Source organism: Providencia alcalifaciens DSM 30120, from assembly GCF_000173415.1.
Classification (GTDB): Bacteria; Pseudomonadota; Gammaproteobacteria; order Enterobacterales; family Enterobacteriaceae; genus Providencia; species Providencia alcalifaciens.
In genome coordinates, this window is record NZ_ABXW01000046.1 from 188,297 (window position 1) to 206,881 (window position 18,585).

Below are 18,585 nucleotides of genomic sequence, written 5' to 3' on the forward strand. Positions count from 1 at the left end.
TATGCCAATTGCCAATTCATCTACGCCAAGACCGCAAGAAATTGCGGCGATTGACTTGGGTTCAAACAGCTTTCACATGGTTATTGCGCGTATCGTCAATGGGGCATTACAAGTTTTAACCCGCTTAAAAAAACGTGTGCACCTCGCGGATGGTCTGAGTGATACTAATGAACTCAGTGAAGAAGCCATGGAGCGAGGGCTGGCGTGCCTATCGTTATTTGCCGAGCGTTTACAAGGTTTTACCCCAGAGAACGTCTGCATTGTCGGCACCCATTCACTGCGGGTCGCCACCAACGTTGAAGAATTTTTACGCCGCGCCAAAGCTATCATGCCCTATCCTATTGAGATCATTTCAGGACAAGAAGAAGCTCGGCTAATTTTCATGGGCGTTGAGCACACTCAACCAGAAAAAGGTCGCAAATTAGTCATCGATATTGGCGGTGGTTCAACGGAGCTAGTGATCGGCGAAAAGTTTGAACCGATTTTAATTGAAAGCCGTCGCATGGGCTGCGTTAGTTTTGCGCGCCAGTATTTTCCTAACGAAACCATTTCACCCGAAAATTTCAATCGCGCTTATTTAGCAGCTTGCTTAAAGCTTGAAAGTACTGCGATGTTATTTAAAAAACAGGTTTGGGATGTTGTCATGGGAGCATCCGGTACCATCAAAGCCGCCCATGCGGTCATTATGGAAATGGGTGGACGTGATGGTATGATTACCCGCGAACGCCTCGAAAAAATTAAACAAATAGCGCTGAAGTACAAAACGTTCCGCGCACTCGAGATCCCCGGTCTTTCTTCTGCGCGAAAACAGGTGTTTGTACCCGGCTTAGCCATTTTGATTGCCGTTTTCGACTCATTAGAAATTAAAGAATTACGGCTTTCTGATGGCGCCTTACGTGAAGGTGTACTCTATGAAATGGAAGGTCGCTTTCGCCATCAAGACATTAGACAGCGTACCGCACGAAGCCTTGCTGAACACTATAATATCGATCAAGAACAAAGCAACCGGGTTTTGAAAACCTTAGAAGAACTGTATTATCAGTGGCGTCAGCAAAATCCAGTACAAGCTAATCCTCAACTAGAATCCATTTTAGTTTGGGCCGTTACGTTACATGAGGTGGGTTTAAGCATTAACCATAGTGGAATGCACCGCCACTCCGCTTATATATTACAAAACACCAACTTACCTGGATTTAACCAAGAACAACAATTGCTCTTATCCACATTAGTGCGCAACCATCGCCGCGCTATCAAGTACGATGAAATTCCAAAGTTTAACCTGTTTAAACGCGAACAATTCATGCCGTTGATTCAGATTTTGCGCTTATCCATCCTATTGAATAATCAGCGCCAATCAACGACAACCCCATCATCTATACGCATTGAAACCGACGGTGGGTATTGGACACTTTTTTTACCCGCTCAATATCTCACTCACAATGCATTAATGTTGCTTGACCTTGAAAAAGAGAGTGGCTATTGGGATGAGGTTCCAGGTTGGAAACTCACTATTTGCGCAGAAGATGAGCCATAATGTTTTATTACGAAGAAAAATAGACACAAAGAATAGCGATTTGCGGTCAGTATTGTTTTGTTCTTCTTATTCGAAATATGAACCGATTTGATATTTTTTCGGGATCAGCGACAATACTGGGTAGATGTTTCGTCACCTCGCAGGCGAATTAATTTAAAGCGCTTCGGCGCCGAATGGTTTAAGGATTAACATGTCACAAACTGCTTTTTCAACTGATGCGGCAACAATAATCAATCCGCATTCACAAAGACTGGCGTATATCCGCCAGCAAATACTGACGTTATTCATGGAAGACGAAGAGTTTGTCCATGCTCTTATCGAGAAAGACCAACACGTCAGTATGGATGATAAAGCATTTAGTGAAAAAATTAGTGCTGTCAAAGAACTGCTCATTGATCTCCACACCGCTGATATCGCCGATATTCTTGAGATGCTGCCTTACGATGAGCGTCTCGCTCTATGGCGCTTAGTTGACAATAACGAACGTGGTGAAGTGTTAGTTGAAGCGTCGGTGTCAGTCTGGGATAGCCTAATTAAAGATATGTCAGACCGAGAGCTGCTGCGAGCAGTAGCGGGTTTACATGTCGATGAACAAGCTTATATCGCCGAACATTTGCCACGCGATACCATGCGCCGCCTACTGACCTATTTAGATCCAAGCTTACGAAGCCGTATTCGCGAAGTTCTGCAATATGCTAAAGACAGCGTTGGGCAGATGATGGATTTCGAATTCGTCACCGTCCGTTCCAATGTCACACTAAAAACAGTACAACGCTATCTCCGTCAACGTGGAAAAATACCTGAAGCGACAGATAAAATTTTCGTTGTCGACAAAGACAATTACCTACAAGGTGAATTGCCGCTAACCACCATTTTGATTCAAGCACCAGAACGTATTGTTGCTGATGTCATGAAAACGGATACCGTCACCTTTTTGCCCGATGAAAAAGGTGAAGACGCCGCAAGCGCGTTCGAACGTTACGACTTAATTTCCGCTGCCGTCGTCGACAGTAATGGGTTACTTATGGGGCGACTCACGGTTGAAGATATCGTTGATAATATTAGCGAAGAAAATGACAATAGCATTCGCCGTATGGGGGGGTTGAGTCCTGAAGAAGACGTATTCGCCCCTGTGGGTCAAGCGGTTAAAACACGTTGGACTTGGTTAGCCATTAACCTCTGTACCGCTTTCGTCGCTTCTCGTGTGATCGGCGTATTTGAAGATACTATTTCACAGCTCGTTGCCCTAGCCACTTTGATGCCAATCGTGGCAGGTATCGGTGGTAACACCGGGAACCAGACTATTACCATGATTGTGCGGGCAATTGCCTTACACCAAATCCAAAACGGTAGCTTCTCTTTCCTAATGCTTAGAGAGCTTGGCGTTGCCTTGATTAACGGTATTGTCTGGGGGGGGATCATGGGCGTTGTCACCTACTTACTCTACGGCGATCTCGCCATGGGTGCCGTCATGACGCTTGCGATGATACTGAACCTACTCATGGCTGCTATCATGGGCGTTCTTATCCCGTTGATTATGATTAAGATGGGTAAAGACCCTGCTATCGGCTCTAGCGTCATGATCACTGCAATTACTGATACTGGTGGTTTCTTTATTTTCTTAGGTTTAGCCACCCTGTTCTTAGTCTGATAACCTAGCCCGCATACTTCCCCTTATGAAAAGTATGCGGGTTTATAAAAATCCATTTTTTTTCTAAAAACCTCTCAGATACACCAAAACACGAATCTAAAACAACTCAAACAGACGTGTATTATTTATATAAATAGCCTTATCCCCTGTTAAATAATTATATTCTTTTACTGATAAGATTTATTAATATTAATTAATTTCTTACCAAATAGATCCCTGTTCTTTTATTTATTGCTTTTTTTGTCCTTATTTTTTCGCTTCAAATATACAATCGTCTGTAATTATTATTTTATTAATATCATATCGTGACATTTGATTATCACTCGGAATACATATTCAACCTTTGGAAACTAAACAGAATCTTATGCTTGTTTTAAGGGTGACAGTTTACAGAATATGAAACTTTCTGCTATAAATGAAGGCACGTTAGAGATACAGAGTATTACCTAGGTTTATTTTCCCTCGTTTTATCTCTCTTATCCTTTGCTAAATAATATTAATTACTTCGCTATTTAACGTACCTATTATTACAAATAACCCCATCGCGCTAATATTGAAATGTTGTGTATTTAGAAGGACAGAATTATGACATCGCAAACAACCAGCCAGCCCGCGGCTAGACCGTTGGGCAAAGAAGATTATAAAACATTGGGCTTATCCTCATTAGGTGGCACATTAGAATTTTATGATTTCGTTATTTTCGTCTTTTACGCGAAGATTATTTCCCAACTCTTTTTCCCGGGTGATAATGAATTTCTCGCACTAATGGCGACACTGGGTCTGTTTGCTGCGGGTTACCTTGCTCGCCCATTGGGCGGTATTATCATGGCTCACTTTGGCGACAAAATCGGTCGTAAGAAAATGTTTACTTTAAGTATTTTCTTAATGGCCTTCCCAACATTTATTATTGGCTTCTTGCCTACATTTGAAACCATTGGTGCCGCTGCACCACTGTTGCTGTTATTAATGCGCATCATGCAAGGTGCGGCTATCGGTGGTGAAATGCCGGGTGCGTGGGTGTTCATTGCCGAACATACCCCAAAACAACGTTATGGATTAGGTGTTGGCACGTTAACTTCCGGGATCACCGGTGGGATTTTACTGGGATCTATCGTTGCCATTATCATTGAACGCTCTTATACCACTCAAGAAGTGCATGATTTTGCTTGGCGTATTCCATTTATTTTAGGCGGTATTTTTGGTTTTATCTCTGTGTATCTGCGTCGTTTCTTACAAGAAACGCCTATTTTCAAAGAGATGGCGGCTAAAAAAGCGTTAACCAAAGAATTACCAGTAAAAACCGTGGTTAAATCCCATAAACAAGCTTGCATGATCACCGCTGCACTGACGTGGTCACTGTCTACCGCTATCGTTGTCACCATCTTGATGACGCCTGACGTGGTGTTAAAAGGTATTTATGGCATTGACCGTAACATGGCTTTGCAAGCCAACTGTGCGGCAACATTAACGTTAACTTTAGGCTGCATTTTCTGGGGTTGGTTAGGGGATAAAGCAGGAACGCGTACTTCAATGACGTTATCTTGGGGTGGATTAGCGGTCACAGCTATCTATTTCTACTCGACTTTATCATCCGATATTTCTGCGAGTACCTTAACGTTTAACTATGCATTAATGGGCTTCTTTGTGGGTGCAATTGCAACAACGCCAATTATCAGTACTCGTGCGTTCCCACCAGAAATTCGTTTCTCCGGCTTATCATTCGCCTATAACTTGGCTTATGCCGTATTTGGTGGATTAACCCCAATCTTAACGGGTGCATGGTTACAACAATCTCACATGGCACCAGCATACTATGTAGCAGGCGTTTCATTATTAGCCGTAGCGGTAGCCTTTATTCCACTGTCATGGAAAGGTTGGAGTGCAAATGAAACACAGCAAAATGAGAAAGCACCGGTTTTAAATACCAGTACAATTCAATAGTTATCGATTAGTCTAAACCAATAAAAGCCACCTTAATGGTGGCTTTTATTATTAATAATCACATAGTGTACTGAGTACAGTTTTTATCTAAATAATTGGATGGTGTCCCACAATTGGCATGCCATAGCCATATTTGATATTAATATCCCCAACAGTATTTGAGGTCATAATATCTGCCTGAGGAAAACTGCTTAAAGCAGAAGCGACCATTTCAGCTTGTGATGACCCGAAACAATCTGTGACTAGCGGATCAAAAGATTGTGCCTCATCAACCAATTGTTTCACCTTCATCTCGAGCGTTATTTCTTGTTCAATGTCTGGGCCAAGACAAGGCTCAGACAATTCAAACTTAGATTGTGGAGCTCCGAAATAACCTTTAACTAGCGGGTCAAAAGGTTGTACCCCATCAACCAATTTTTTGATCTTCATCTCGAGCGTTATTTCTTGTTCAAATTTTGGGCTAAGACAAGGCTCAGACAATGCAAACTCAGATTCAGAGACCCGCTCAAATAAATCAGTGGTATTCGATAAGTTCATCTATTAAATTCCTTTTAATGTAATTACTTATTAGCTACGATTATTGACTCTTTCTGCTGTGAGCCAATTCACTTTATAATCCCGACGCTAACTGCGCTAATTTTTTATTTATATACGCTTGATCAACTCATTTCTTAATCAAATTTAGCTCAGGTAATTCATTGAATTATTAGGTGAAGAATGATTTTTGTTTATATTGTATTATATCCTAAACTTAATTAGCGCTAACGCTGATTAAATAGGTACGTCACGGCAAGTAGATATACGTATACTCAGGACGTACATAAATTGACACTTATTCATAATTCCTCCATTTTTCTTTGTACCTATCAAGTTAAACTATTATTATGTCTAACTAACTCTTTTTCGTTAGTTTTTTAGCCTATAGCCTGACGGATTTTACCCACTCTTTTGAGTTAAGCGAATGACCCACCATGACGACACAGAAACGCCGTACAATTTGGACTCGATCTGCCCTGTTTATTGCGATAATCGCAGTAGCTGTTACAACGTGGTATGTCTACCATAAAAATAATCAAAATGAAGTACCAACAACAGCGAGTGCAACACCGGGTGGACAAGCGAAAAAAGCAGGTGGAAGACCGTCTCGTCCCTTAGCCCCAGTGCAGTTTGCTACGGCACAAGAAAAAGTCGTTCCGCGTTTCTTATCCGGTTTAGGAACCGTGCAAGCCGCCAACATGGTGACGGTGACCAGCCGCGTTGAAGGTCAGTTAATGCACATCTACTTCACTGAAGGCCAATCCGTTAAAGCCGGTGATTTATTAGCACAAATTGACCCTCGCCCTTTCGAGGTTCAACTCGCTCAAGCAGAAGGTCAGTTGGCAAAAGATAAAGCCGCCTTAGCCAATGCCCGTTTAGATCTCACTCGCTACCAAAAACTCGCAGGTACTAAAGTCATTTCGCAACAAGAGCTGGATAATCAACGTGCCACGGTTTTACAGGCAGAAGGCAGTGTTAAAGTTGACCAAGCTGCCGTCGACAATGCCAAACTGCAGCTGACTTACAGCAAAATCACTGCCCCTATTGCTGGACGGGTGGGTTTAAAACAGGTTGATGTTGGTAACTTTATCTCTTCGGGTACTTCCACCCCTATTGTCGTGATCACCCAAACACAACCTGCCGACGTTCTATTCGCCTTACCTGAAGGCGATATTCCCGCCATACAGCAAGCACAAGCTGCGGGTAAAAAAGTGCTGATTGAAGCGTGGGATCGCAACAATATTGCCATGATTGCCCAAGGGGAATTACTGAGTACCGACAACCAAATTGACCCCGCAACAGGCACACTCAAAATTAAAGCACGCTTTACCAACGAAGAGCAAAAGCTGTTTCCGAACCAATTTGTCAACGTCAAAATGCAAGTAGAAACGTTACAAAATGCAGTCGTTATCCCAACCGCCGCCCTGCAAATGGGGAATGAAGGGCACTACGTTTGGGTTCTGAATGATGAAGGTACCGTCGCGAAGCATCTTGTCACCGTAGGTATTCAAGACAGTCAGCAAGTGGTCATTGAAAGTGGGTTATCCGCCAATACCAAAGTCATCACCGATGGGGTTGATAAGCTCACGGATGGCGCGAAGGTGGAGGTTGTTAATGCGTCATCCATCGAGAAAAAGTCCGCTTCCGCAGAGAGAAAACCTCGCAATAGTGCGGAGAAAGCCTAATGCAGCCTGAATCCCTTAAAGGCGGAGGTCCGTCTCGCCTCTTTATTCTGCGTCCAGTGGCGACCACATTATTTATGGTGGCAATCTTACTGGCAGGGATCATCGGCTACCGTTTTTTACCTGTTTCTGCATTGCCCGAAGTTGACTATCCAACAATCCAAGTCGTCACTCTGTATCCGGGGGCCAGCCCTGACGTCATGACATCGGCGATCACCGCTCCGTTGGAAACACAATTTGGTCAAATGTCTGGCTTACAGCAAATGTCATCACGCAGCTCTGGTGGCGCGTCGGTGATCACGCTCATGTTCCAGCTCTCGCTCCCTTTAGATGTTGCAGAGCAAGAAGTCCAAGCGGCAATTAACTCTGCCACCAGCTTATTACCCTCTGATTTACCATATCCACCGATTTACAATAAAGTGAATCCTGCGGATCCCCCTGTCTTAACGTTAGCCGTCACCTCCGATGCCATGCCGCTGACTCAAGTACAAGATATTATTGAAACTCGCGTTGCGCAGAAAATATCTCAAGTAACGGGTGTCGGTTTGGTTACCTTAGCCGGTGGGCAGCGCCCTGCTGTCCGCGTAAATCTTAATCCCCAAGCCATGGCGGCTAAAGGGCTAGATAGTGAAACGATTCGTACCGCGATTAATAACGCTAACGTCAACTCCGCAAAAGGGAGCTTTGATGGTCCAACTCGTGCGGTAACTCTATCTGCGAATGACCAAATGAAGTCGCTTGATGATTACCGCAAGCTGATTGTGGCATTCCAAAATGGCGCGCCGGTACGTCTTGGTGATATTGCAACTATCGAACAAGGAGCAGAAAACGCTTACCTCGGTGCATGGGCAAATAGCCAGCAAGCGATTGTCATCAATGTTCAGCGCCAGCCCGGCGCTAACGTCATTAGCACCACAGACACCATTCGTGCCTTACTGCCTGAGCTCATTGAAAGTCTGCCAGCCTCCGTCAACGTGGATATTTTAACGGACCGCACCAGTACGATTCGCGCTTCAGTGAATGATGTTCAATTTGAATTGATGCTTGCCATCGCCCTTGTAGTCATGGTGATTTACCTGTTCCTGCGCAATGGTATCGCGACATTGATCCCTGGTATTGCCGTGCCGCTGTCCCTCGTCGGCACCTTTGCGGTGATGTATTTCTGTGGTTTCTCTGTCAATAACCTGACGTTAATGGCACTCACCATCGCAACGGGATTCGTCGTCGATGATGCCATTGTGGTGATTGAAAATATCTCCCGTTATCTTGAACAAGGTGATAAGCCTGTCGTTGCGGCATTAAAAGGCGCCGGAGAAATCGGCTTCACCATTATTTCGCTGACGTTTTCATTGGTTGCCGTGCTGATCCCACTGCTGTTTATGGGAGACATTGTCGGGCGTCTATTCCGTGAATTTGCGATCACCTTGGCGGTGGCGATTTTGATCTCTGCCGTGGTATCCCTCACACTCACCCCAATGATGTGTGCTCGCTTACTCAAGCCCGAATCCCAACATAAACATAACCGTTTTGAAATCGCCTGCGAGCACTTTTTTGAATGGATGATTGCGGGCTATGGAGTATGGTTAAAACGCGTTCTTAACCACCAATGGCTAACACTGTGTGTCGCACTAGGAACCTTAGTGCTGACTGTGCTGCTGTATATGTGGATCCCGAAAGGTTTCTTCCCACTGCAAGATAGCGGTATTATTCAGGGCACTATTGAGAGTCGCCAATCCATTTCATTTGCGGCTATGTCGAAAAAACAGCAAGAAGTGGCGGGAATTATTCTGTCCGACCCTGCCGTTGAAAACGTCACCACCTATGTGGGAATCGATGGCAATAATGCCACGCTAAATAATGCCCGTATTCAAATCACATTGAAGCCCCTTGATCAACGTGATGACCGAGTACCCACCATTATTCCCCGCCTACAGCAAGCCACTAGCAATGTTGCAGGAGTAAACCTCTATCTGCAACCTTCACAAGATTTAACCATTGATACACAAGTTTCTCGTACTCCGTATCAGTTTACACTGCAAGCCGGCTCCCTCGATGAGCTCAGTACTTGGGTACCAAAGTTAATTGACGCCCTTAACCAACAACCCGAACTTGTGGATGTCAGTAGTGACTGGCAAGACAAAGGGTTAGTCGCCTATGTGAATGTGGATCGGGATACCGCAAGTCGTTTTGGCATTACGATGTCAAATATCGATAATGCCCTGTATAACGCCTTTGGCCAGCGCATGATCTCGACTATCTATACCCAAGCGAATCAGTATCGCGTTATTTTAGAGCATAACACCCAAACCCGTGATGGAATGGATGCACTTAATGATATTCGCCTGAAAGGGACGGATGGCGCCATGGTGCCGCTCAACACCTTAGTGAATATTCAAGAAGGTTATGGTCCTCTCGCCATCAATCACCTTGATCAGTTCCCTTCCGTCACGTTTTCTTTCGATGTCGCAGAGGGCTCTTCATTAGAGTCCGCAGTTAACGCGGTTAAGCTGGCAGAAAAAAACATTGCCATGCCAAAATCCATCACCACGCAATTCCAAGGGGCAACACTCGCCTTTGAAGCGGCATTGAGTAGCACAGTTTGGCTTATTTTTGCCGCGATCATCGCCATGTATATCGTGTTGGGCATTCTGTATGAAAGCTTTATTCATCCAATCACTATATTATCCACTCTGCCAACCGCTGGGGTCGGGGCGCTACTTGCCTTAATGATGGCAGGAAATGAGCTAGATGTAATAGCCATCATCGGTATTATTTTGCTGATCGGAATTGTGAAAAAGAACGCCATTATGATGATTGACTTTGCGCTTGCTGCTGAGCGTGAACAAGGTTTATCCCCATATGATGCGATTTATCAGGCCTGTTTACTGCGTTTTCGTCCAATCTTGATGACCACGATGGCTGCCTTATTAGGTGCATTACCGTTAATGTTAAGCACGGGTGTGGGTGCGGAATTACGCCAACCGTTGGGAGTCTGTATGGTCGGTGGACTGATCATGAGCCAAATTTTGACGCTCTTCACCACCCCAGTGATCTACCTGATGTTTGACCGCTTAGCCCATCGCTTTAATCGTCGTGAGCGCAAGGCACAGGAGTCTTAATGAAACGCTTCTTTGCTTTATTCATCAGCCGTCCGGTGGCAACCACCTTAATCAGTGTTGCCATTACCTTATGCGGTGCATTGAGCTTTCTATTTTTACCTGTGGCGCCCCTGCCACAGGTCGACTACCCAGTAATAAGAGTGTCAGCGTCACTTCCCGGTGCATCACCAGAAACAATGGCATCCTCGATTGCGACCCCACTTGAGCGTTCACTCGGCAGTATCGCAGGCTTAAATGAGATGACATCCAGCAGCTCGTTAGGGAGTACCACTATAACCTTAGAGTTCGATCTCACAAAAGATATCAATAATGCCGCCCGTGAAGTACAAGCTGCATTGAATGCAGCGCAAAACCTATTACCTAGCGGCATGCCAAGCCGCCCGCGTTACTATAAATCGAACCCGTCTGATGCCCCCATTATGATTTTAACGCTCACATCAAATACCCTAAGCACTGGGGAAATGTACGATGTGGCATCGACACGCTTAGCACAACGTATTGCACAAATTGAAGGTGTCAGTGAAGTGACTGTGGGTGGTGGCTCCCTGCCCGCAGTACGAGTGGAACTCAACCCCACGGCATTATTCAATCAAGGGGTTTCTCTGGATGCAGTCCGCTCTGCAATCAGTAGCGCCAATGTGCGTCAACCCCAAGGTTATATCAATAACCCAGATAACCGATACCAAGTTCAGACCAATGATGAACTGAAAAAAGCAGCAGATTATCGCCCGATTATTGTCCATTACAGTAACGGTAATGCCGTTAAACTCAGTGATGTGGCAACGGTAAAAGATTCGGTACAGAACGTACGAGCTGCGGGAATGTCCAGTGGTGAACCTGCGATCCTCATTATTATTCGTCGAGAAGCGGGTGCCAATATCATTGAGACTGTAAAACGCATTCGTGAAGAAATACCTGAATTTAAGGACATGATCCCTGCCGCCATCGATCTTCAAGTCGCACAAGATAGAACACCGACCATTAAAGCCTCCCTTGCGGAAGTAGAACGGGCATTAATGATTGCGATCGCGCTTGTTATTCTCGTCGTGCTGCTCTTTTTACGCTCTGGTCGTGCCACGCTTATTCCGGCTATTGCCGTGCCTGTTTCGCTAATAGGCACATTTACTGCAATGTATTTATGCGGATTTAGCCTCAATAACCTATCACTCATGGCGCTGACCGTTGCAACCGGCTTTGTGGTGGACGATGCCATTGTGGTCTTGGAGAACATTTCACGGCATATCGAAAATGGTCGCAAGCCCTTTATTGCCGCCATTAAAGGGGTTTCTGAAGTGGGTTTTACCGTTGTCTCCATGAGTATTTCTTTAGTCGCCGTGTTTATTCCTTTACTTCTGATGGACGGGCTAGTCGGGCGCTTATTCCGGGAATTCGCCATCACACTCTCGACCGCTATTGGGATTTCATTGGTCATTTCCCTCACATTAACCCCGATGATGTGTGCACATTTACTGAAAAAGAGAGGTGATAAAGTTAATGCTAAGCGCCAAGGCTTTGGTCGAGTGCTTATTCGGCTACAAGAAAGTTACGGCGTCACGTTAAATTGGGTGCTTTCTCATCGACGCAGTGTATTAGCCGTATTAATTGCAGCTATTGGTTTAAATGTTTATCTGTATATTTCAATTCCTAAAGCCTTTTTCCCAGAACAAGATACTGGGCGGTTACTGGGTTTTGTCCGTGCAGACCAAAGCATCTCATTCCAGTCAATGAAGCAAAAAATGACGAGCTTTATGCAGCAAGTAAAAGCGGATCCTGCCGTGGATAGCGTCACTGGATTTACGGGCGGCAGCCGCGTCAACAGTGGCTCTATGTTTATCTCCTTAAAGCCACTGGATGAGCGCAAAGAGAGTGCTAACAGCGTGATTAACCGCTTGCGCATGAAACTGGCGAAAGAACCCGGTGCCAACTTATTTATGATGCCCGTGCAAGATATCCGCGTGGGAGGACGTCAATCCGAAGCTAGCTATCAATTTACCCTGTTAGCCGATGAGCTGGATGCATTACGTTCATGGGAGCCCGCTATTCGCCGAGCTCTAGGGGATTTACCTCAGTTAACCGATGTGAACTCCGATAAAGAAGATAAAGGCGCGGAGATGGCATTAACCTATGACCGCGATTTGATGGCGCAACTGGGGATCGATGTGCGTGATGCGAACAATCTGCTCAACAATGCCTTTGGTCAGCGACAGATCTCCACTATCTATGAAGCGATGAACCAATATAAAGTGGTGATGGAAGTGGCACCCGAATATACACAAGACGTGAGCTCACTGGATAAAATGTTTGTGGTCAACAAACAGGGAGACGCCATTCCCCTTTCCTATTTTGCACGCTGGCAACCCGCCAATGCGCCGCTGAGTGTGAATCACCAAGGATTATCTGCCGCGTCCACCATCTCGTTTAACGTAGCGGATGGCTATACCTTAAATGATGCAATTGATGCCGTAGAAAAAACCATGACATCACTGGGTGTCCCCTCTACCGTACGAGGCACTTTTGCCGGAACCGCTCAGGTATTCCAAGAAACGTTAAAATCACAGTTATTTTTAATTTTAGCAGCAATTGTCACCGTCTATTTGGTATTAGGTATTTTGTATGAAAGCTATATTCACCCGCTTACGATTCTTTCCACCCTGCCTTCCGCAGGCGTGGGGGCATTATTAGCCCTTGAATTGTTTGATACGCCATTTAGCTTGATTGCTTTAATTGGGATTATGTTACTCATTGGGATTGTCATGAAAAATGCCATTATCATGGTGGACTTCGCGCTCCAAGCACAACGTAACGCCCACTTATCCGCTCGCGAAGCCATCTTACGCGCTAGCCTATTGCGTTTTCGCCCTATCGTCATGACCACGCTTGCAGCGATTTTTGGTGCACTCCCCTTGATGTTAGGCACCGGTGACGGCGCAGAACTACGTCAGCCCTTGGGGATCGCCATCGTGGGCGGGTTAATCATGAGCCAGCTGTTGACCCTATTTACAACCCCCGTGGTGTATCTCAGTTTCGATAGCCTAAGACAGCGTTTCTCACGTTCAGCGCATTCTGTGCAGGAGAAAACCCATGAAGCTTAAACTTACCAGCCTTAGTACCCGTTTGTTCATCGCGATTTTTGCCACCTGTTTGCTGCTGGTTGTAATAATGCACCAAGGGGTGCGTATGGGGTTTCAGCACGGCTTTATTGACTATATCAAAGAGAACGACCAACAACGTGCTGAGCTACTTTCCTCCGCACTCGCTGAACAATATGAGGAAGAGGGAAGTTGGCGATTTCTTGCGAGTGATGAGCGCATGTTTTTCCGTATTTTACGCAATGTTGATAACCAACATCAGAGTCCAGGTCCAGGTCCAGGGCATGGACATAAGCGTATGCGCGGGATGTTTTGGGTTTTTGATGCTAAAGATAACCTTATTTGGGGGCGAGAACGGCCTCCAGAGCAAGTGATCCGAGTTCCCGTAAAAACTAGCCAAGGGACAACGGTAGGCTGGCTGATTGCCAGCTATGAAAGTGGCATCAGTAATCAGTTAGACCAGCGTTTCGATACTCAACAGATGCATATTAGCTGGCTAATTGCAGGATTATCGCTATTTGTTGCACTGTTAGTTACCCTCTTTTTGGCTCGCGGATTCTTAAAGCCCATCAAGCGGTTATTGGAAGGCACTCACCAATTAGCAAAAGGCGATTTCAGTGCGCGGGTTTCAGAGGTTGGTCAAGATGAATTGGGACAGCTCGCCAAGGATTTTAATCACCTAGCTTCCACACTCGAAAAAAATGAGCAGATGCGCCGTGATTATATGGCCGATATCTCCCATGAACTACGCACCCCACTATCCGTCTTACGTGGTGAACTTGAAGCCGTGCAGGATGGTGTTCGCCAAGCGACTCCAGAAACCATAAACTCATTACTCAATGAAACACAGACGCTGATCAAGCTTGTCAATGACCTACACCAGCTCTCCTTATCCGATCGCGGTTCCTTGGTATATCGCATGCAATCCATCGATATTATTCCCATTATTGAGATGAATTTAGGGCAAGCTAAATGGCGCTTGGAAGATAGACAACTGACATTAAACACTCAGTTTTCTAGCCATTCTCCCCTCTTTGCTGACCCTGACCGCATAAACCAACTATTCTATAATTTGATGGAAAATAGTCTGCGTTATACGGATCCACACGGTAAGATTGCCGTTAGCGTAACGCAACAAAATCAACAACTGATTATTGAATGGGAAGACAGTGCCCCAGGGCTTAGCGTTGAACAATGTCAGCACCTCTTTGAGCGATTTTATCGTGTTGAAGCATCTCGCAACCGTGCGAGTGGCGGTTCAGGTTTAGGGCTTGCCATTTGCTATAATATTGTCGAAGCGCATAACGGTACTATCTCTGCGGCGCCTTCCACACTAGGTGGCGTGAAGGTGACCATTCAACTTCCCATCGCGACTTTGGAGACTGAATAGTGACTTTGCCTGAGAAAAATTTTTCTGAATCAAATAGTTCCCATGTTTTGATTGTTGAAGATGAACCCAAGCTGGGACAGCTCTTGTTCGATTATTTACAAGCCTCTGGCTATGTCCCTGCGCTACTGATGCGCGGAGATGAAGTGATCCCTTATGTCCAAAAACATTTCCCCGACCTCATTTTGTTAGATTTAATGCTGCCGGGGCTTGATGGTATTTCGGTTTGCCGTGAGCTGCGTCAATTCAGTGACGTCCCCGTGATTATGGTGACAGCAAAAACGGAAGAAATTGACCGTTTGTTAGGATTAGAAATTGGTGCTGATGATTATGTTTGTAAGCCATTTAGTCCTCGAGAAGTTGTCGCTCGCGTGAAAACTATTTTGCGCCGCTGTCAACACTCATCGACTTCAGCAAACCACCATGGAACCCAATTAATTATCGATGAAAATGCCTTTCAAGTTCGTTACGGTGACAAATTACTGGAACTGACACCCGCGGAGTTTCGTCTGCTAAAATTTCTCTCCGATAATGCAGGTACCGTCTTTTCTCGGGATCAATTACTGGATATTTTATATGACGACCACCGTGTGGTGACAGACAGAACGATTGATAGCCATGTAAAAAATTTACGCCGTAAGCTGGAATCATTAGATAACGAAAAAACATTTATTCGCTCTATCTACGGTTTAGGCTATCGCTGGGACGATATCTAATTCAGCCATTCCCTTGTAACAAAATTATAACCATATTTTTTACAAGGGAAATTTGGCATTCCCCGCATTTAGCGTTAAAATCCCCACCCTCGAATTTTTACACCATGCCATCCGGCATGGTGCTGACCTGACATCAGACTGAGAACTAACATGTTTACACCAGAATTATTATCCCCAGCAGGTTCCTTGAAGAACATGCGTTATGCGTTTGCTTACGGTGCCGATGCGGTATATGCCGGTCAACCTCGCTACAGCCTACGTGTGCGCAATAACGAATTTAACCATGAGAATCTCGCTAAAGGGATCAACGAAGCCCACGAACTTGGTAAAAAATTCTATGTGGTCGTCAACATTGCCCCGCATAACGCCAAGCTAAAAACGTTTATTCGCGACCTGACCCCCGTGATCGAAATGGGACCCGATGCACTCATTATGTCCGACCCAGGACTTATCATGATGGTGCGTGAAGCATTCCCAGATATGGATATTCACTTATCGGTTCAAGCAAACGCCGTCAACTGGGCTTCCGTCAAATTCTGGAAACAAATGGGATTAACCCGCGTCATTTTATCTCGCGAGCTCTCCTTGGAAGAAATTGCTGAGATCCGCCAGCAAGTCCCTGAAATTGAGCTTGAAGTCTTTGTACACGGTGCACTGTGTATGGCATATTCAGGGCGCTGCCTGCTTTCTGGCTATATTAATAAACGCGACCCGAACCAAGGAACCTGCACCAATGCATGCCGTTGGGAATATAAAGTCCAAGAAGGTAAAGAAGACGACGTGGGCAACATCGTGCATATGCATGAGCCTATCCCAGTGAAAAATGTTGCACCTACACTGGGTGAAGGTGCGCCAACTGATAAAGTGTACATGATTGAAGAAGCGATGCGCCCAGGCGAATACATGACCGCCTTTGAGGATGAGCATGGTACGTATATCATGAACTCCAAGGACTTACGCGCTATTGAGCACGTCGAGACACTGACTAAGATGGGTGTTCACTCACTGAAAATCGAAGGTCGTACTAAGTCATTCTATTATTGTGCACGTACAGCCCAAGTGTATCGTCGCGCTATTGATGATGCTGTTGCAGGCAAACCATTTGACCCGAGCCTGCTCTCTACGCTTGAAGGGTTAGCACACCGTGGCTATACCGAAGGTTTCTTACGCCGCCATACCCATGATGCTTACCAAACTTATGAGTATGGCTATTCTGTTTCAGATACTCAGCAATTTGTGGGTGAATTTACGGGTAACCGCGTGAATGGCTTAGCGGAAGTCGATGTTAAAAATAAATTTAGCGTCGGTGATAGCTTAGAGCTCATGACACCCGCGGGTAATATTGTCTTTACGCTGGATTCATTGACCAACCGTAAAGGCGAATCCGTGGATGTTGCGCCAGGTAATGGGCATGTGGTTTACCTACCAATTCCTGAAGATGTGGATGTTAATTTTGGTTTGTTAATCCGTAATTTGGCGGGAACGACAACCCGTGATCCTCATCAAGCTCAAGTCGAAAAAGCGTAATTTTCGGGTAGTGTAGCTTGCTATCCACTCACCACGTTTTCTGAATAAAAGCCCATGGTCGATGACGGTGGGCTTTTTCTTATGTTTTTGTCTAAAAAACGCTCATTTTGTGCTTTATTTTAGTTGAGAATCATTCTCGTTATTGACAGTCTCACTAAAAAATGCACTCAATATCCAATTTTATGCAACAGATCACATCAATTGGTTATTCTATATCGTATAGTCACTCTCGAAAACGAAGAACTAGAAAGTCATAAATTAAGACTAGGAACCACCTCCTTGGCTGGCTCAATCTCCCTTGAGCTAGCCATTTCTTTTTTCTAGCCCCTAATATCCTTACCACCATCGATAAAAATGGTGCACGGGTCCGAAACCACTCCCAACCTCTAAGCTGTCTGCTTGTTCAAGCGCGCCCTGTAAATAAGCTTTAGCTTCAATGACTGTTTGTTGCCAATCAGCATAACGTGGTCGTAATGCAGCCAATGCCGCCGATAATGTACACCCTGTGCCATGAGTATTTTTAGTGTTAATACGTGGCGAAGTGAAACGCCATTCTCCTTCAGGCGTGATCAGCCAATCAGGGCTTTCAGTATCAATCAAGTGACCGCCTTTCATTAATACACCTTGGCAGCCTAACTGTAATAACCGTTTCCCTTGGTCACGCATTTGTTGCTCGGTTTGTGCCATGGGTTCATCCAGTAACACTGCCGCTTCCGGTAAATTGGGGGTAATCAATGAAACTAACGGCAATAGTTGCAACCTTAACGTCTCTACAGCATCCGGTAATAAAAGTGGGTCACCACTTTTCGCGACCATCACGGTGTCCAGTACAACATAGGGAACAGGTGTTTTTTTCAAAGCTTCAGCAACGACATGTACATTATCGCGATTTGATAGCATACCAATCTTGGCTGCATCTATACGCACATCACTTAAAACAGATTCCAATTGAGCAGCAACAAACTCAGGAGGGATATTATGAACAGATTGAACGCCTCGCGTATTTTGTGCCACCAGCGCAGTCATCACACTGGTTCCATATGCACCGAGTGCGGAAAAGGCTTTAAGGTCAGCCTGAATACCCGCTCCGCCTGATGGGTCCGTTCCTGCAATCGTTAACGCATTCACTCTCATTAATGCCCTCTCCTTTGTCGTCAGAAAGATAATTTACCTTAGTAATATTATGTTTATTTTATTTTTTTAACTTAATTAAAATCATTAAGTTAATTATATAATCACTTAAAATGGATTGTCTCATATGCCATGCCAATTACTAGCGAATGATCCATTAAACTTAAAAATTAAATGCGATTAATTGTCATTTAAATGCAAATTTTTATTTTACTAAATTAATCATTGAATTACGTTAATCCTTTCAGTCGAGCTTATCCGTTTAGTGAAT

At 44.9% G+C, this 18,585-nt stretch carries 10 protein-coding genes and 1 pseudogene; 9 read left to right on the plus strand and 2 right to left on the minus strand.

Annotated features, from left to right (window positions below; all coding sequences use genetic code 11):
• The first annotated feature begins 1 nt into the window (after position 1).
• From ppx to PROVALCAL_RS09085, 3 genes and pseudogenes are all read left to right on the plus strand, one after another.
• Positions 2–1,534: an exopolyphosphatase gene (gene ppx, locus PROVALCAL_RS09075; RefSeq protein WP_006658913.1), complete on the plus strand. Its 1,533-nt coding sequence runs from the start codon at positions 2–4 to the stop codon at positions 1,532–1,534.
• A gap of 370 nt (positions 1,535–1,904) precedes the next feature.
• Positions 1,905–3,185, plus strand: a pseudogene (gene mgtE, locus PROVALCAL_RS09080) (magnesium transporter); the annotation flags it as partial.
• 585 nt (positions 3,186–3,770) lie between these two features.
• Positions 3,771–5,126 carry an MFS transporter gene (locus tag PROVALCAL_RS09085; RefSeq protein WP_006658915.1) on the plus strand — a complete coding sequence of 452 codons (1,356 nt, stop codon included), beginning with the start codon at positions 3,771–3,773 and terminating at the stop codon, positions 5,124–5,126.
• 87 nt (positions 5,127–5,213) lie between these two features.
• Here PROVALCAL_RS09085 and PROVALCAL_RS09090 read toward each other — a convergent pair whose 3' ends face one another.
• Positions 5,214–5,663 carry a hypothetical protein gene (locus PROVALCAL_RS09090; RefSeq protein ID WP_006658916.1) on the minus strand — a complete coding sequence of 150 codons (450 nt, stop codon included), beginning with the start codon at positions 5,661–5,663 and terminating at the stop codon, positions 5,214–5,216.
• Between the two features lie 434 nt (positions 5,664–6,097).
• Here PROVALCAL_RS09090 and PROVALCAL_RS09095 point away from each other — a divergent pair, with 434 nt between their 5' ends.
• The 6 genes from PROVALCAL_RS09095 to trhP all read left to right on the plus strand — a co-directional run bounded on the left by PROVALCAL_RS09095 (position 6,098) and on the right by trhP (position 17,183).
• Entirely contained in the window at positions 6,098–7,348 is a 1,251-nt protein-coding gene (locus tag PROVALCAL_RS09095) for an MdtA/MuxA family multidrug efflux RND transporter periplasmic adaptor subunit (protein ID WP_006658917.1), read from the plus strand.
• Positions 7,348–10,464, plus strand: coding sequence for an MdtB/MuxB family multidrug efflux RND transporter permease subunit (locus tag PROVALCAL_RS09100; protein WP_006658918.1), 3,117 nt, complete (start codon positions 7,348–7,350; stop codon positions 10,462–10,464). Before PROVALCAL_RS09095 ends, PROVALCAL_RS09100 begins: the two co-directional genes overlap by 1 nt.
• Positions 10,464–13,556, plus strand: coding sequence for a multidrug efflux RND transporter permease subunit MdtC (gene mdtC / locus PROVALCAL_RS09105; RefSeq protein ID WP_006658919.1), 3,093 nt, complete (start codon positions 10,464–10,466; stop codon positions 13,554–13,556). The genes PROVALCAL_RS09100 and mdtC overlap by 1 nt, the downstream gene beginning before the upstream one ends.
• Positions 13,546–14,943, plus strand: coding sequence for an envelope stress sensor histidine kinase BaeS (gene baeS, locus PROVALCAL_RS09110; RefSeq protein WP_006658920.1), 1,398 nt, complete (start codon positions 13,546–13,548; stop codon positions 14,941–14,943). The genes mdtC and baeS overlap by 11 nt, the downstream gene beginning before the upstream one ends.
• On the plus strand, positions 14,943–15,656 hold the full coding sequence (gene baeR / locus PROVALCAL_RS09115; RefSeq protein WP_006658921.1) for an envelope stress response regulator BaeR: 714 nt from the start codon (positions 14,943–14,945) through the stop codon (positions 15,654–15,656). The genes baeS and baeR overlap by 1 nt, the downstream gene beginning before the upstream one ends.
• A gap of 150 nt (positions 15,657–15,806) precedes the next feature.
• Positions 15,807–17,183: a prephenate-dependent tRNA uridine(34) hydroxylase TrhP gene (trhP, locus tag PROVALCAL_RS09120; RefSeq protein ID WP_006661587.1), complete on the plus strand. Its 1,377-nt coding sequence runs from the start codon at positions 15,807–15,809 to the stop codon at positions 17,181–17,183.
• A 336-nt stretch (positions 17,184–17,519) separates the two neighbouring features.
• Here trhP and thiD read toward each other — a convergent pair whose 3' ends face one another.
• On the minus strand, positions 17,520–18,317 hold the full coding sequence (gene thiD, locus PROVALCAL_RS09125) for a bifunctional hydroxymethylpyrimidine kinase/phosphomethylpyrimidine kinase (RefSeq protein ID WP_006658924.1): 798 nt from the start codon (positions 18,315–18,317) through the stop codon (positions 17,520–17,522).
• Positions 18,318–18,585: the final 268 nt, after the last annotated feature.

What these genes read in the sequence shown, in the direction of transcription:
- ppx (WP_006658913.1), top strand. Translation starts at nt 2, where the DNA reads ATGCCAATTGCCAATTCATCTACGCCAAGACCGCAAGAAATTGCGGCG.
- PROVALCAL_RS09085 (WP_006658915.1), top strand. Translation starts at nt 3,771, where the DNA reads ATGACATCGCAAACAACCAGCCAGCCCGCGGCTAGACCGTTGGGCAAA.
- PROVALCAL_RS09090 (WP_006658916.1), bottom strand. Translation starts at nt 5,663, where the DNA reads ATGAACTTATCGAATACCACTGATTTATTTGAGCGGGTCTCTGAATCT.
- PROVALCAL_RS09095 (WP_006658917.1), top strand. Translation starts at nt 6,098, where the DNA reads ATGACGACACAGAAACGCCGTACAATTTGGACTCGATCTGCCCTGTTT.
- PROVALCAL_RS09100 (WP_006658918.1), top strand. Translation starts at nt 7,348, where the DNA reads ATGCAGCCTGAATCCCTTAAAGGCGGAGGTCCGTCTCGCCTCTTTATT.
- mdtC (WP_006658919.1), top strand. Translation starts at nt 10,464, where the DNA reads ATGAAACGCTTCTTTGCTTTATTCATCAGCCGTCCGGTGGCAACCACC.
- baeS (WP_006658920.1), top strand. Translation starts at nt 13,546, where the DNA reads ATGAAGCTTAAACTTACCAGCCTTAGTACCCGTTTGTTCATCGCGATT.
- trhP (WP_006661587.1), top strand. Translation starts at nt 15,807, where the DNA reads ATGTTTACACCAGAATTATTATCCCCAGCAGGTTCCTTGAAGAACATG.
- thiD (WP_006658924.1), bottom strand. Translation starts at nt 18,317, where the DNA reads ATGAGAGTGAATGCGTTAACGATTGCAGGAACGGACCCATCAGGCGGA.